The sequence below is a fragment of the Burkholderia sp. BCC1996 genome (assembly GCF_905339955.1).
Classification (GTDB): Bacteria; Pseudomonadota; Gammaproteobacteria; order Burkholderiales; family Burkholderiaceae; genus Burkholderia.
Window position 1 is genome coordinate 25,734 of record NZ_CAJPHM010000014.1, and the last position, 15,215, is coordinate 40,948.

General features: G+C 68.2%; 14 protein-coding genes. 5 read left to right on the forward strand and 9 right to left on the reverse strand.

The annotated features are described in order from the left end of the window. Positions 1 to 31: 31 nt before the first annotated feature. Positions 32 to 1,042, forward strand: coding sequence for a sodium:calcium antiporter (locus U4Z64_RS20850; RefSeq protein ID WP_321820952.1), 1,011 nt, complete (start codon positions 32 to 34; stop codon positions 1,040 to 1,042). A gap of 204 nt (positions 1,043 to 1,246) precedes the next feature. Here U4Z64_RS20850 and U4Z64_RS20855 read toward each other — a convergent pair whose 3' ends face one another. The 6 genes from U4Z64_RS20855 to gstA all read right to left on the reverse strand — a co-directional run bounded on the left by U4Z64_RS20855 (position 1,247) and on the right by gstA (position 8,821). Beyond that, on the reverse strand, positions 1,247 to 1,615 hold the full coding sequence (locus tag U4Z64_RS20855; RefSeq protein WP_321820953.1) for a copper-binding protein: 369 nt from the start codon (positions 1,613 to 1,615) through the stop codon (positions 1,247 to 1,249). After that, positions 1,612 to 4,818, reverse strand: a complete 3,207-nt coding sequence (locus U4Z64_RS20860; protein ID WP_321820954.1) for an efflux RND transporter permease subunit — start codon at positions 4,816 to 4,818, stop codon at positions 1,612 to 1,614. The genes U4Z64_RS20855 and U4Z64_RS20860 overlap by 4 nt, the downstream gene beginning before the upstream one ends. Then, entirely contained in the window at positions 4,815 to 6,329 is a 1,515-nt protein-coding gene (locus tag U4Z64_RS20865; protein ID WP_321820955.1) for an efflux RND transporter periplasmic adaptor subunit, read from the reverse strand. Before U4Z64_RS20865 ends, U4Z64_RS20860 begins: the two co-directional genes overlap by 4 nt. A gap of 11 nt (positions 6,330 to 6,340) precedes the next feature. Next, entirely contained in the window at positions 6,341 to 7,630 is a 1,290-nt protein-coding gene (locus tag U4Z64_RS20870; protein WP_321820956.1) for a TolC family protein, read from the reverse strand. A gap of 91 nt (positions 7,631 to 7,721) precedes the next feature. After that, positions 7,722 to 8,102 (reverse strand): hypothetical protein, encoded by a 381-nt coding sequence (locus U4Z64_RS20875; protein ID WP_321820957.1) that lies wholly within the window; start codon positions 8,100 to 8,102, stop codon positions 7,722 to 7,724. Between the two features lie 86 nt (positions 8,103 to 8,188). After that, on the reverse strand, positions 8,189 to 8,821 hold the full coding sequence (gstA, locus tag U4Z64_RS20880) for a glutathione transferase GstA (RefSeq protein WP_321820958.1): 633 nt from the start codon (positions 8,819 to 8,821) through the stop codon (positions 8,189 to 8,191). A 135-nt stretch (positions 8,822 to 8,956) separates the two neighbouring features. On the opposite strand from gstA, the gene U4Z64_RS20885 reads away from it, so the two are divergent. After that, positions 8,957 to 9,313 (forward strand): helix-turn-helix domain-containing protein, encoded by a 357-nt coding sequence (locus tag U4Z64_RS20885; RefSeq protein WP_321820959.1) that lies wholly within the window; start codon positions 8,957 to 8,959, stop codon positions 9,311 to 9,313. Between the two features lie 21 nt (positions 9,314 to 9,334). Continuing rightward, positions 9,335 to 9,703, forward strand: coding sequence for a hypothetical protein (locus tag U4Z64_RS20890; protein WP_044848306.1), 369 nt, complete (start codon positions 9,335 to 9,337; stop codon positions 9,701 to 9,703). A gap of 125 nt (positions 9,704 to 9,828) precedes the next feature. Here U4Z64_RS20890 and U4Z64_RS20895 read toward each other — a convergent pair whose 3' ends face one another. The 3 genes from U4Z64_RS20895 to U4Z64_RS20905 all read right to left on the reverse strand — a co-directional run bounded on the left by U4Z64_RS20895 (position 9,829) and on the right by U4Z64_RS20905 (position 12,953). Continuing rightward, positions 9,829 to 10,749 (reverse strand): LysR family transcriptional regulator, encoded by a 921-nt coding sequence (locus tag U4Z64_RS20895; protein ID WP_044848305.1) that lies wholly within the window; start codon positions 10,747 to 10,749, stop codon positions 9,829 to 9,831. Positions 10,750 to 10,884: 135 nt separating this feature from the next. Next, the gene (locus U4Z64_RS20900; RefSeq protein WP_321820960.1) at positions 10,885 to 12,345 is read right to left on the reverse strand and encodes an FAD-dependent oxidoreductase; all 1,461 of its coding nucleotides are present in this window, start codon (positions 12,343 to 12,345) and stop codon (positions 10,885 to 10,887) included. Positions 12,346 to 12,608: 263 nt separating this feature from the next. Then, positions 12,609 to 12,953, reverse strand: a complete 345-nt coding sequence (locus U4Z64_RS20905) for a cupin domain-containing protein (RefSeq protein ID WP_124487026.1) — start codon at positions 12,951 to 12,953, stop codon at positions 12,609 to 12,611. 198 nt (positions 12,954 to 13,151) lie between these two features. Between U4Z64_RS20905 and U4Z64_RS20910 the strand changes: the two genes are divergently transcribed. Then, positions 13,152 to 14,060, forward strand: coding sequence for a helix-turn-helix transcriptional regulator (locus tag U4Z64_RS20910; protein WP_321820961.1), 909 nt, complete (start codon positions 13,152 to 13,154; stop codon positions 14,058 to 14,060). A 189-nt stretch (positions 14,061 to 14,249) separates the two neighbouring features. After that, the gene (gene speB / locus U4Z64_RS20915) at positions 14,250 to 15,200 is read left to right on the forward strand and encodes an agmatinase (RefSeq protein WP_321820962.1); all 951 of its coding nucleotides are present in this window, start codon (positions 14,250 to 14,252) and stop codon (positions 15,198 to 15,200) included. Positions 15,201 to 15,215 lie beyond the last annotated feature (15 nt).

Consider the following 15,215-nt stretch of genomic DNA (forward strand, 5'->3'; position numbering starts at 1 on the left):
CTGCCCGCCTGCCTGCCTGCGGAGGTGCCGCATGACCTTGATGCTCGTCGAACTGGCGTTCATGCTGATCGTCATCCTGGTCGCGGCCGAACTCTTCACGAATGCGCTCGAACATCTCGGCGAACGGCTGAAGATTTCCGAAGGCGTGACCGGTTCGCTGTTCGCCGCCGTCGGCACCGCGCTGCCCGAAACGATGGTGCCGCTGCTCGCGCTCGCGGGCGGCACGTCGAACGCGGCGGTCAACGAGGAGATCGGCGTCGGCGCGATTCTGGGCGCGCCGCTGATGCTCGCGACGCTGACGACCTTCCTGATGACGCTCGCCGTGATCCGCTCGCGCGGACTGACCGGCACGATCGCGCCCGAGCGGACCGGCTTCGTGCGCGACCTGAACTACTTCATCGCCGCATTCGCGCTCGCCACCGTCGCGATGTTCGTCCCGCATCACGTGTGGGCGGTCCGCGGGCTGCTCGCCGCGATGCTGGTCGGCATCTACGTGATGTACGTCGTGATGACGTTCCGCGCGTCGACCCGGCTCGTCGATGCCGGGCACGGCACCGAGGCGCCGCACGCGATGTTCCTGTCGCGCGTCGGGCTGCCGACCAACCTCGCGACCATCGCGCTGCAGCTCGCGCTCGGCGTCGCGCTGCTCGTCGGCGGGGCGAAGGGCTTCATCCACGGCGTCGAAGGCGTGTCGCACCTGCTCGGTATTTCCGCGCTGCTGCTGTCGCTGATCATCGTGCCGATCGCGACCGAGTTGCCGGAAAAGGTCAACAGCGTGCTGTGGATCCGCCGCAAGAAGGACACGCTCGCGTTCGGCAACATCACCGGCGCGATGGTGTTCCAGGGCACGCTGCTGCCGGCGATCGGCATCATGCTGACGCCGTGGGAGCCGCGCCCCGAAGTGCTGACCGGCGTGGTCATCACGCTCGCGGCGGCGGTCTGGCTGCGTGTCAATGCGCGTGCGCGCGGGCTCGCGATCTGGGCACTGCTGGCGAACGGGGCCGGGTATGTCGGCTATCTGTTCGTGACGTTGACGCGCTGACGCGCTGAAGACGCTGAATGCGTTGAAGGCGCTGAAGGTGCTGAAGGTGCTGAAGGTGCTGAAGGTGCTGAAGGTGCTGAATGCGCTGAAGACGCGGATCGGGCGCGTCGCCCGACAGGCGTACGCCCCCGAACGCGACCGTCGTCACCGCACTGCGCTTGACGACGCTCGCGGCGGGCGGCCATCCCGCCCGCTTCCCCGCGCTTACGACGCCTTCACGAGCCTGACGATCGTCAGCGTGCCGTTGACGTTCTCGACGCGGACCTTCACCTTGTCACCCGCATGGACCTCGGCGAGCATGGCCGCGTCCTTCGCCTTGAACGCCATCGTCATCGGCGGCATCCCGACGTTCTCCAGCGCGCCATGCTTCAGCGTGATCTTGCCGCTCGCGGCATCGACCTTCTTCACTTCGGCATCGGTCAGCGCGGCATGCGACTCGGCCGCGCCGCCCGACGACATCTTCATGCCGGACATGTCCATGCCCGACATGTCGCCCGCGGCCAGCGCGGGAACGGCGAACACGCCGGTCGCGAAAACGGCAGTGGCGGTGGCGATCAATTGATTCATCTTCATCGGGACTCTCCAGTGGGGGTGGACGGCACGTTCATGCCGTGAGGAACTGCATCGGAATGCCGCTGACGGCTTGCACCTCGCGCACGACGGCGCTGCAGCAGAAGCCACGCGGCGGGAATGACGAACATCGACAGCAGCGGCGCGGTGATCATGCCGCCGACCATCGGCGCGGCGATGCGCTGCATCACTTCGGAGCCGGCGCCGTGTCCGACCATGATCGGCACGAGGCCGGCCAGCACGACGGCGACCGTCATCGCTTTCGGCCGGACGCGCAGCACCGCGCCTTCGCGAATCGCGTCGAGCAGCACGGCATCGGTCAGCGGCGTGCCGGCGTCGAGGCGGCGCTGCAGCGCGCCCTTCAGGTACAGCAGCATCACGACGCCGAACTCGGCGGCCACGCCCGCCAGCGCGATGAAGCCCACCGACGTCGCGACCGACACCGCGTGGCCCAACGCCCAGACGAGCCAGAAGCCGCCGATCAGCGCGAACGGCACCGTGGACATCAGCAGCAGCGCATCGGCCGCGGAGCCGAACGTGACGAACAGCAGCACGAAGATCACGGCGAGCGTCACCGGCACCACGGTGCGCAGCGTCGCCGCCGCGCGTTCGAGATACTCGAACTGTCCCGACCACGCGATCGAATAGCCGGGCGGCAATGCGACCTGTTGCGCAACGACCTGCCGCATCGCACGGACTGCCGTACCCAGATCGGTGCCGCGGATATCGACGTACACATAGCCGGACAGCCGCGCGTTCTCGCTGCGGATCATCGGCGGCCCGTCGGCGATCGCGATGCGCGCGACGTCGCCGAGGCGGATCTGCGCGCCGCGCGCGGTGACGACCGGCAGTTGCCGCAGGTTCTCGAGCGAATCGCGGAGCTCGCGCGGATAGCGCAGGTTGATCGGGAACCGCTCGCGCCCCGCGATCACTTCGCCGACATCCTCGCCGCCGATCGCCGACGACACCACCGACTGGATGTCGGCCACCGACAGCCCGTAGCGCGCGGCCGCGAGCCGGTCGACGTCGACGTCGAGGTAGCGGCCGCCGTTCAGCCGTTCCGCGAGCGCGGACGTGACGCCCGGTACACGTTTCACCGCCGCCTCGACCTGCGTCGCGATCGCGTCTATCCCCGTCAGGTCCGGCCCGGAAATCTTCACGCCGACCGGCGTCTTGATGCCGGTGGAGAGCATGTCGAGCCGGTTGCGGATCGGCGGCACCCACACGTTCGACAGGCCCGGCACCTTCACCGTGCGATCGAGTTCGTCGACGAGCTTCTCCGGCGTCATCCCCGGCCGCCAGGCGCTGCGCGGCTTGAAGCGGATCGTCGTTTCGAACATCTCGAGCGGCGCGGGATCGGTCGCCGTATCCGCGCGCCCCGACTTGCCGAACACCGTGTCGACCTCGGGCACGGTCTTGATCAGCCGGTCGGTCTGCTGCAGCAGTTCGCTCGCCTTGTCGGCCGAGATGCCCGGCAGCGCGGTCGGCATGTACAGCAGATCGCCCTCGTCGAGCGGCGGCATGAACTCGCCGCCGAGCCGCGACAACGGCACGACGGTCAGCAACAGCGCGGCGATCGCGACGCCGATCGCGCGCCACGGGCGCCGCAGCGTCGCTTCGAGCAGCGGCCGGTACACGCGGGTCAGCACGCGGTTGATCGGGTTCGCGTGCTCGGGCGGAATGCGGCCGCGCACGAGATATCCCATCAGCACGGGCACCAGCGTCACCGACAGCGCGGCCGCGGCGGCGATCGTATAGGTCTTCGTGAACGCGAGCGGCGCGAACAGCTTGCCTTCCTGACCTTCGAGCGAAAACACCGGCACGAACGACAGCGTGATGATCAGCAGCGAGAAAAACAGCGCCGGCCCGACCTCCGCGGCCGACGTCGCGACCAGCTCCCAGCGCTGCGCAGTCGTGATCGGCTCGCCGGGATGCGCGTGGCCGTATGCCTCCAGATGCTTGTGCGCGTTCTCGATCATCACGATCGCCGCATCGATCATCGCGCCGATCGCGATCGCGATGCCGCCCAGCGACATCAGGTTCGCGTTCACGCCCTGGTAGCGCATCACGATGAACGCGGCCAGCACGCCGAGCGGCAGCGACAGGATCGCGACGAACGCGCTGCGCAGGTGGAACAGGAACACCGCGCAGACGATCCCGACGATCACGAACTCCTCGATCAGCTTGTCGCGGAGGTTGTCCACCGCGCGCTCGATCAATTGCGAGCGGTCGTAGGTCGTGACGATGTCGACGCCGGGCGGCAGCGATCGCTTCAGGTCGGCGAGCTTCGCCTTCACCGCGTCGATCGTCGTCAGCGCGTTCTTGCCCGAGCGCATCACGACGACGCCGCCCGCCACCTCGCCCTGCCCGTCCAGCTCCGCGATCCCGCGCCGCATCGCCGGGCCGACCTGGATGCGCGCGACGTCGCCGAGCAGCACCGGCGTGCCCGCGTCGTCGGTGCGCAGCACCACGTGGCGGAAGTCGTCGAGCGTGCGCAGGTAGGCGGACGAACGCACCATGTACTCCGACTCGGCCAGCTCGACGACCGCGCCGCCCGATGCCTGGTTGGCCTTGCCGAGCGCGTCCGCGACCGCCGCCTGCGTGATGCCGTACGCGCGCAGCTTGTCCGGATCGAGCACGACCTGGTACTGGCGCACCATCCCGCCGACGCTCGCCACTTCCGACACGTTCGGCACGGCCTTCAGCTCGAACTTCAGGAACCAGTCGTTGAGCGCACGCAGTTGCCCGAGGTCGTGACGGCCGGTGCGATCGACGAGTGCGTACTCGTACACCCAGCCGACCCCGGTCGCATCCGGCCCGAGCGACACGGTCGCGCCCGCGGGCAAGCGGCTCTGCACCTGGCTCAGGTATTCGAGCACGCGCGAACGCGCCCAATACGGGTCGGTGTGGTCGTCGAACAGCACGTAGACGAACGCGTCGCCGAACGACGAGTACGCGCGCACGGTCTTCGCGCCCGGCACGCCGAGCAGCGTCGTCGTCAGCGGATAGGTGACCTGGTCCTCGACGACCTGCGGCGCCTTGCCCGGATACGACGCCTTGACGATCACCTGCGTGTCCGACAGGTCGGGCAGCGCATCGAGCGGCGTCTGCCGCAGCGCATGCGCGCCCCACGCCGCGATCAGCACGGTGGCGAGCAGCACCAGGAAGCGGTTGCGGACGGACCAGCGAATCACGTGCGCGATCATCGCGTGCCTCCCTGCGGCTCGACCTTCGTCAGCCGGTAGCCGTCGTCGCGCTGCACGAACGCGAAACGCACCGTCTGGCCAGCCTTCACGTCCGGGAACGCGTGTGCCGACGGCTTGCCGAACGCCATCGTCATCGCGCCCCAGCCGAGTGCCGGCACCGGCTGGTGCGAGAACGTGATGTCGTCGTCGGTGACTTGCTCGACCTTGCCGGTGGTTTCGTACACCGGCGCGGCCGCGGCGGCCGGCGCTTGCGCCGCGCTCGCGCCCGCCGCGCCTTCCAGCCGCGGCAGCACGCTTTTCAGGCTCGCTTCCGAATCGATCAGGAACTGCCCCGATGCGACGACCGTATCGCCTTCGCTCAACCCGTCGAGCACTTCCGTGTCGCCGCCGACGTCGTTGCCCACCTTCACAGATACCGGCCGGAGCCGGCCGTCGCCCGTCTTCACGATGACGATCGTGCGCTTGCCGGTCGCGATCACCGCTTCGGACGGCACCAGCAGGCGCGACACCGCCTTCCGCGCCGCGACATGCACGCGCATCAGCATGCCGGGCGTGAGCCTGAGCGCCGCATTGTCGATCTCCACGCGGGCCTGCAGCGTGCGGCTGCCCGTGCTGATGCCGGGCAGCACTTCGCGGATGCGGCCGGTGAAGTGCCGCGCCGGGTCGCCCGCGAACGTCGCGTCGACCGCCATCCCCGGCTGCACGTTCAGCGCGAGCGCTTCCGGCACCTCGACGATGAGCCAGAGCGTCGACAGCCCGGCGATCTTCGCGAGCGTCTGTCCCGGCGCGACCATCGCGCCGTCCCGCACGTTCAGTTCGCTGACGACGCCGGTTTCCGGCGCGCTCAGCACGACGTGCGTCTGCGCGCGGCCGGTGCGATCGAGCGCGGCGATCATCGCGTCGGGCATCGACAGCGCACGCATCCGCGCGCGCGACGCATCGAGCAGGCTGCCATCCATCCCGCCCCGCTTGAGCGCGAGATATTCCTCCTGCGGCGCGAGCCATTCCGGCACGAACAGCGACGCGATCGGCGCGCCCTTTTCGATGCGCTGCATCGGCGCCCGTGCGTAGAGCCGGTCGATGTAGCCGGTGACGCGCGACTGCACGACGTCCGCGCGGGATTCGTCGAATTGCGTGGTGCCCACCGCATCGAAGCCGTCCGCCGTCTGCTGCCGGCGCACGGTCGCATAGCGGATGCCGAGGTTCTGCTGCAGGCCCGGATCGATCCGGACGCCCCGTGCATCGCCGCCCTCGTCCGCATAGACGGGCTGCAGTTGCATGTCCATGAACGGCGATTTCCCCGGTTTGTCGAAGTGCTGGTTCGGCACCATCGGGTCGTGCCAGTACAGCACCTTGCGTCCTGCCTGCGAATCGGGCGTGCCTGCCGCCGCGACGGCAGCCGTTGCCGCGCCGCCCGATGCATCGCGCATGCCCGCGACATAACCGGCGCCGAGCAGCGCCGCGCCCGCGCATGCCAGCAGCACCGCACGCGCCAGTGATTGCTTCGTCATGAGGTTCTCCTTCACTGCGCGGCGGCCATCGTCGCCGGCACGACCTGATATTCGAGCTGCGCCCAGGTCCGCGACACGTCGCGTCCGAGCTCGAGCACCTGCAACTGCGCGTCCAGTTGCGCGCGCCGGGCGGCGAACGTGTCGGCGAGCGAACCGGTGCCGGCCCGGTAGGCGGCCGTGGCGAGCTGCACGCGCTGCCCGGCGGCGGGCAACAGCGATTCGCGCAGGGTCGCGAGGCGTTCTCGGCCGCTTGCCAGCGTTTCGGACTGCGTACGGATATCGGCTTGCACCTGACGCAGCGTGTCCTCGTACATCAGGCGCGCCTTCGTCGCGAGCGCGGCCTTTTCGGCGACGTCGCGGTTCTGCCGGTTCTTGCGATCGAGCGGCAACGGGATCGTGACACCGACGGACACCATGTTCGAATACGCGCCGCCGCGCTGCTGGTACGCGATTTCCCACGTCCAGTTCGGGCTGCGCTCGCTGTCGGCCACCGCGGCGTCGGCCTCGGCGACCGCGATGTCGTCCGCGGCGGCGACGAGCGCCGGTTGCGACACGCGCAGTTCGTCCGGCGGCAACGACGCCACGAAGGATTCGGGCGCGGGCGGCGTGCCCGTCACATCCGTGACGGGCGCAGCCGTCCAGCGGCCGAGCGCGATGAGTGCGGTGCGATAGGCCTGCCGCGCGTCGAGCACCTGATCCTGCGTTTGCGCCAGCATCGCGCGAGCCTGGACGACCTCGCCCGCGCTCGCCTTCGCGCCGCGATACGACGCCTGCGTCGCGTCGAGCTCATGCCGCATGTGATCGAGCAGCGCCTGGCGAAGCGCGAGCGCCTGCTTCGCATAGATGGCGTCGAGCCAGGCCGCCGCGGTCCGCTGGCGCACCGTGGCCAGCTGCACGAGATAGTCCGCGCGTTCGCGGCCGACTCGCTCGTCGGCCAGCGCCGCGCGCAGCCGTCGCTTGTCGCCGGACACCCATTCCTGCTCGATGCCGATGCGGCGCATCGTCATGAAGTCCTGGCCGACGGTGAAGCGCTGCCCGCCGTTGACCGGCAGGTTGTCGATGCCGGCCTTGAGCATCGGGTCCGGCAGCTGGCCGGCCTTGACTGCCGCTTCCGAACTCGCGCGCACCGAAGCCTGCGCGGCCTGCATCGACGCGGAACGTTCGGTGGCGGCCTGCAGCGCGGCGTCCAGCGTGACGGGCGACTGCTGCGCATGGGCGCCCGCCGCCAGCAGCGCCGCCCAAAGCACGGGCGCGCGCCGGCACGCACGCCGCATGCGCGGCGTGCAGAAATCGAATGACATGGTGTAACCCCAAGTCGGAACCCGAATGGATTCCACGTCCCGAACACGGGACGAACCTCACCGCCTCGGCGGTGAACCGGTCAAATCGGGATCAGCCGATGCGGGGCGGGCGCCACAACCCGTTCGGGTCGCGGATCGGGACGGACTGCGCGTAGTGGAAGACGATCGTGCTGGCGAATGCAGCGGGACGGCTCACGTCGGCGCGGGCGGCCGGGTGATAGAGACTGCCGAACTGGCATTGGGCCGTCACCTTGCAGGCCATGCCCTTCGCTTTGGCCTTCGTGGTGTCGGTGGGCGACGCTTTCATCGAATCGCAGCCGCTCATATCGGCGGACATGCTCATGCCCGTCTTCGCTTCCATCGACGTCGTGTGCTGCATCGGACATTCACCGGTCAAGCCGCTGGCTGCCAGCCCGCTGATGGGCAGCACCGCGCAAAGCAGCAGCAGGATGAAGGTCCGAAGCAGTTTCATGGCGGCGATTATAGCGCGGCGGTTTGCGGTATGGCGCGGCGACGTGAGCGGCTTCTTACGGTGTCCGGCGCCGCCCCCAAAACGCGCTAGCGTGCCAGCCTGTCCGCGGCGAGCACCTGCTGCACGGCCGGCCGCGCCCGCACCCGCTCGTACCACGCGCGCAGGTTCGCATGGCGGCTCAGGTCGATGTCCGCGTTGTACACCGAGCGCATCCAGTCGGCCTTGCCCCAGCCCGTCAGCGCGAACAGGTACGCATCGGCGACGGTGAACGTGTCGCCCGTCACATACGGGTTGCCGTCGAGCTGCCGGTCGATCCACGCAAAGCGGCTGTCGAGCTTCTGCCGCACCGGGTCGACGTATTGCCCCGCCTGCACCGCGTAAAGCAGCGGGAGGAAGCCCTTGTGGATTTCGGTGCCGAGGAAGTTCAGCCATTCCATCAGCCGGTAGCGGGCGAGCGTGCCGTACGCGGGCGCGAGCCGCGCTTCGGGGCGCCGGTCCGCGAGATACTGCGCGATCACCGGTCCTTCGCGCAGCATCGTGCCGTCGTCGAGTTCGAGCAGCGGCACGTAGCCGAGTTCGCTCACATCGTAGTAATTGCGTCCGTCTTCAATGACGTGTTTGCGCGCGTCGACCTTGATGACCTGCGCGTCGATGCCGCTTTCGCGCAGCACGATGCAGATGGCCTGCGAACAGCTGCCGGGAGCGTGATAAAGCTTCATGCGTTTCCTTGATTGGGTGGTTCGACTATCGATTCGCCGCGACGCGGGCGCTAATATCTCGCATCGGCGCAGCACTGAGAAGAAGGCAGTCGTTTGTGCCGTAGTCACAAAAAAGTTACCGACAGGGTCAGCGGCATGAAGACGAGTGCGACAGGATGTTCCGTGGAAGAAGCGATGCGCGTGCTCGGCGGCCGCTGGCGGCTGCTGCTCGTGTCGTATCTGCTCGACGGGCCGAAGCGCTTCAGCGACCTGCGCCGCGACATGCCCGGCATCTCGCAGCGGATGCTGACGCTCGATCTGCGCGCGCTCGAGGACGCCGGCTTCGTGCGGCGCACCGTGTATCCGGAAGTGCCGGTGCGCGTCGAGTACGATCTGACCGCGGACGGCGACCGGCTGCGGCCCGTCGTCGAGGTCATGCGCGCATTCGGGCTGTGGCTGAAGGCGCGCGATGCGCATGGCGAGGTCGACGCGCAAGCCGCGCTGCCCCGATAACCCCTTACCGAGAGAAACATCATGGAACTACACGCTACCGTCGGCGCGGCCACGTCCGATGTCGACGACGACGAAAGCTTCGCGAACATCTATTGCCACGACGCGGCGCAGAACTATTGCTTCTCGCTGCTGCGCTTTCCGGAGGAAACGTCGATCGAGGTGATGGTGCTCGACCAGCTCACCGCGCACGTGAACGATCTGTCGGTGCGGCTCACGGGCGACACGCTCGACGTCGAACTCGACGAGCGCACCGCCGCGCGGCTCGACGGCAACACGCATTACGTGATTCATCTTGCGCCCGGCGAACACGATCCCGTCGCGCTGCGCGCCGCGCTGAAGGAAATCTTCGACGGCAAGAGCGGATATCGCGACGACAGCGCAAGCGCGTAACGCGAGCCGCCCGATACTCGTTCACATCACGCGCGTTCGCCGACCGCCAGCGACACGCGTTTCGCGATTCCTGCCGCTGCGCCTCGCGCCCGCGGGGGGCTGCGCGACCTCACGGGCGGCACGCGCTATGCAGCCAGCGCGGCCGCCTTGATGTTGAACGCGCGCAGCAAGTCCTCGCGGAACGCATCGACGATCGGCTTGCCGCTCGCGTTGCGCTTCATCGCGAGATGCAGCGGCACATCGAAGCCGAACGTCGCACGGCCGACGGCCTTCACGAGCCCGCGCTGCTCGAACGGCTCCGCGTAATGCGCGGGCAAGTAGCCGAGATGGCCGCCCGACAGGATCAGGATCGTCGCGGCCTCGATGCTGTCCGCGCTCGCGGTCACGCGCCGCTCCGGCAGCGGACACTGTTCCTCCGGCACCGGATACGTACGCCACACCCAGTCATGCGCCTGCAGGTCGTCCATCGACACGGGCCGCGACACATGGAACAGCGGATGGCCGCGACCGCAGTAGATCACCTGCTCCTCGGTAAACAACGGCGTGTAGTCGAGCCCCGGCACGCGATGCCAGAAATACCCGATCGCGAAATCGAGCTGGTTGTTGACGAGGCCCTCCTCGAGCTCCTGCGGCGATGCGACCTTCATCGAGAACGTGACGGCCTGGTCGCGCTTGCGGAACGTGCCGATCGCGTCGGCGACGCGCGCGTTCTCGACGAGCGGCGCCTGCCCGATCAGCCCGATCGACAACGTGCCGACCAGCTTGCGGTCGATGTCGCGCACGCGCGCGACGAACTCCGACGTCGCCGCGACCAGCGTGCGCGCCGTGGCCGCGAAGCGTTCGCCCTTCGACGTCAGCCGAAAGCCGCCGCGACCGCGGTCGCACAGCTTGAAGCCGACACGCGCTTCCAGCGCGGAGAGCTGCGTGCTGATGGTCGACTGCCGCACGCCGAGCGATGCCTCCGCGGCCGTGATGCCGCGTGCGTCGACGACGGCCAGGAAGACCCGGATGAGCCGGAGATCGAGATCGGTGGTATTCGAAAACATGCTTCAAGCCGCTGCGCTTCTCGCGCGTTGCCGGGCCGGCACGACACCGGCCGCCCGCGCCGATGAACCTGACCGGACGCGCGCCGTCATCGGCAACGGCACGCGCCATACCCGTCGTTCGTGAACGACCGCCGCTTACATCGGGAAGCCCATCGCCTTGAGCCCGTTGATCCACGCGCGTTTCCAGCCGCCTTCGGCATCCGCGCCGTCGAACGCGTGGAACGTGATCTTCGCGGCGACCCAGCGCATCGGCTCGGGCGGGATGTAGCTCGGGCTCTGGTTCGCGATGTCGAGCTTGCGCTCCGGGCTGTCGCGGTCGAACAGGATGTTCAGCCCCATGAACGCGCCGAACCGGCTCGCCGCAACGCCGAAGCCCGTGTAGCCGGCGACGAACACGGCCTTGCCGCCGAGATAGCGCTTCGCGAACACCGAGCCGCGCGAGCAGTAGTCGATCGGGCCGCCCCACGCGTGCGAGAAGCGCACGTCGGCGAGTTGCGGGAAGGTCCGGTAGAACGCCTCCGCGAGCCGGTAGTAGGTTTCGCGCCGGCCGTCCTGGTGCGGTTCCGGGTCGCCGTCGAAGTGATAGCTGACCAGCCCGCCGAAGATGATGCTGTTGTTCTTCGTCAACCGGAAATAGTTGAGCTGCGTGCGCGTGTCGTACACGCCCTGGCGATTCTTCCAGCCGATCCGCGCGAGCTGTTCGTCGGTGAGCGGCTCGGTCGCGAGCACGTGATCGCGCACCTGCATCACGCGGCGATTGATATCAGGAATGCCAACCTTTGCGGTGCCGCTGCCGAACACGACACGCGGCGCGCGCACGCTGCCCTTCGGCGTCGTCACGTACACGGTGCTGCCTTCGTCGGTCACCGTCGTGAGCGGCGTGTGCTCGTACAGCTTCACGCCGAGCGACAGCGCCGCGCGCTTGAGCCCCCACGCGAGCTTCGCCGGATGCACGATGCCGCTGCGGTTGCGCGACCACAGCGCGCCCGCGAACAGCGGCGAGTTCAGTTGCTCGAGCGTTTCCTCGCGGTTCAGCAGCACGACGTCGTGCCCGTATTCGCGATGCAGGTCGTAGTCGCCCTTCAGGTGCGCGAGGTGCCCGGGGTCCACCGCGACCGTCATCTCGCCGTTCCACTCGATGTCGGCGTCGATGGCGTAGCGCTTCAGCGTGTCCTCGAAGCCGTCGAGGTTGTGGTGGCCGAATGCCTCGAGCTGCGCGATGTCGTTCGGGAACACGCGCACCGCGTTCGGCAGCCCGTGCATCACCGACGTCGAGATGATCCCGCCCGCGCGGCCCGACGCGCCGTGCGCGATCTTGCCGGCCTCGATCAGCACCACGTTCAGGTGCGGCATCTGTTCCTTCGCCTGCACGGCCGTCCACAGCCCGGTGAAGCCGCCGCCGACGACCAGCAGGTCGGCCGTCACGTCGCCGACGAGTTCCGGCTCGGCGGCCGGTGCGGCCGGGTTGTCGAGCCAGTACGGGAACAGTTTCGTATTCGCGAGCGCCTCGGCGGCGCCCAGTGCGACCGGCGCGTGACGCGCGGCGTGCGCGTGAGCCGGTGCGGCTTGTGCTGCTTCGTTGACTTCCATTTCCATGATCCCAGCCATTCCACCTGATCGCGGCCCGCGCATGCGATGCGTGCACGGCGTGCCGAATTCGCCGAATTCAGCGATTGCGCCGATTACTTCTATCGCCGCGGTTGCCTCGGTTGCGCCGACGGCGACGATCGGCGCGATGCACCGCAAGCCGCGACGTGTGCCTTCGACACCCGCGCGACGCACGTCGCCTGCAGTCGATCGAAAACGCCGCCGCCGGGCCTCGCGTCAACCTGACGACGACGCCACGGCGGCCGCTCGCATCACGACTTCTCGAGCAGCACGTAGAACTTCTTCGCGTCCTCGATCGTTTCCCAGCGGCCCGCGAAACCGGCCGGCAGCAGGTAGCCCTGGCCCGGCGTGAATTCCTTGCGGTTGCCTTCGACATCGGTCAGCGCGATCCGGCCCTCGACGAGCCACACCGCTTCGTCCGCCGCGGTTTCCGGGAACTCCACGGAGCCGACCTTGCCTTCCCACCAGCCGATGAGGTAGCTGCCGCTCTTGCCTTCGGCCGCGCGCCAGTCGCTTTCGTCCATCCCGAAGTCGAGCTTCGTGAATTCGCCCACGCCTGCGCCCAGCGGCAGGATGTCCTTGATCAGTTTGGTCATTTGAATCTTTCGTCTCTCGATTGAAAAAAGCAGAGACAAAGTTACTCATTTACACTGCCCCGGTATGCCCCCCTGCGGGGGGGACAAACCGCGTTTTCCGCGGCGCGCAGGGTCGCAGGACTCCGTACCGTATTTCCCCCTAATGACGTTTTTGACTTCGGACGCTAGAATCGCCGCCGCTTTTCACCGGGGAACCGCATGCTGCTCAACGTGAACCCCTTCCACCGCGACACCGACCGCTTCAACGTGTCGTTCAAGGCGCTGGGCGAGCTGATCGAGACGGTCGGCACGCCGCACTTCGTGCCGCGTCTCACGCAACTGCTGAACGACGTCGTGCCGCTCGACGTCGCGCACGTCGAGCGCTCGCGCGTCGACGGCACGATGCCCACCGGCTACCGCTGCGAATGGATCGGCAGCAGCGGCATCGGCACCGCGACCGCCGAGATCTCCGACGTGATGACGCTCTACTACGAGCGCTTTCTCGACAGCGACCCGCTGTTCGCGGGGCTGCGCGGCAAGACGGGCACGATGCTGGTCGTGCGCGACATCGCGGCGATCCCGCCCGGCGAATTCCGCCAGCGGCTGTTCGACGACGTGCATATCGGCCATGAATGCGTGCTCGCGCGCGGCACCCGCTATGCGCAGCATTCGATCGCGCTGGAACGCGGCCGCGACCGCCCGCCGTTCACGCTCGCCGAAATGAACCGCTTTCGCAGCATCAGCGACGTGCTGTTCCCGCTGCTCGAGCTGCACGCATCGACCACCGCCGCGCGGCGCATCGCGCACCCGACGCCCGACGTGCATCCGCTCGCGCAGTTCGACGCGCGGATCGCGGCCGACGGCGTGAAGCTGTCGAAGCGCGAATACGAAACCTGCAAGCACCTGATCTCCGGCAAGACCGTGCCGGAAACCGCCGACATCCTCGGCGTGCGCGTCGCGTCGGCCGAGTCGTACGTGAAGCGTGCGTTCGCGAAGCTCGGGGTGCGCACGAAGCGCGAGCTGGCCGCGTGGGGCTCGGCCGTGCCGGCGTTTCCTGCGGCCGCAATGCGTGACCACGTAGGCAACGACGGCGACGACGCCGGCACGCCGCCCGCGATTGCCGGCTGATCCGGTCGCGCGTCGGCGGCCTCCCGTCGCCGGCCGCCCGTCGCCCGCCACCGGTCGCGCCGCGTCGATGCGGCGGCGCCGTTCGCATCGAAACCCGTCGATGTAAACGTTGCGACTTCAAGATCTTCGCGCCCGCGTTCTCCTCTACCATCGGCCGATCGCTTTTCACCATAAAGAGGAGACGGCCCCATGCACCGCGAACTGAACCAGCCGATGGGCGGCAACGAGATGCCGCGCTTTGGCGGCATCGCCACGATGATGCGCCTGCCGCAGGCCGACACGACCGACGGCCTCGACGTGTGCTTCGTCGGCGTGCCGCTCGACCTCGGCACGTCGAACCGCTCGGGTTCGCGCTTCGGCCCGCGCCAGATCCGCACCGAATCCGTGCTGCTGCGCCCGTACAACATGGCCACGCGCGCGGCGCCGTTCGATTCGCTGCAGGTCGCCGACATCGGCGACGTCGCGACCAACCCGTATGACCTGAAGGATTCGGTGCGCCGCATCGAGCACGCGTATGACGAGATCGTCGCGAACGGCTGCCGGCCGATCACGCTCGGCGGCGACCACACGATCGCGTGGCCGATCCTGCGCGCGCTGCACAGGAAATACGGCAAGGTCGCCGTGGTGCACGTCGACGCGCACGCGGACGTGAACGACACGATGTTCGGCGAGAAGATCGCGCACGGCACGCCGTTCCGCCGCGCGGTGGAAGACGGCCTGCTGCAATGCGACAAGGTCACGCAGATCGGCCTGCGCGGCACCGGCTATCACGCGGACGATTTCGACTGGTGCCGCCAGCAGGGCTTCACCGTCGTGCAGGCGGAGGAATGCTGGAACCGGTCGCTCGCGCCGCTGATGGCGCAGGTGCGCGAACGCGTCGGCGACACGCCGGTGTATCTCAGCTTCGACATCGACGGTCTCGATCCGTCGTTCGCGCCCGGCACCGGCACGCCGGAAATCGGCGGCCTGTCGGTGCAGCAGGGTCTCGAGATCATTCGCGGGATGAAGGGGTTGAACATCGTCGGCGCGGATCTCGTCGAAGTGTCGCCGCCGTACGATCCGACCGGCACCACCGCACTCGTCGGCGCGAACCTCGCATTCGAGATGCTCTGCGTGATGCCGGGCGTCGCCTGCCGCTAATCCGATCGACAGGAA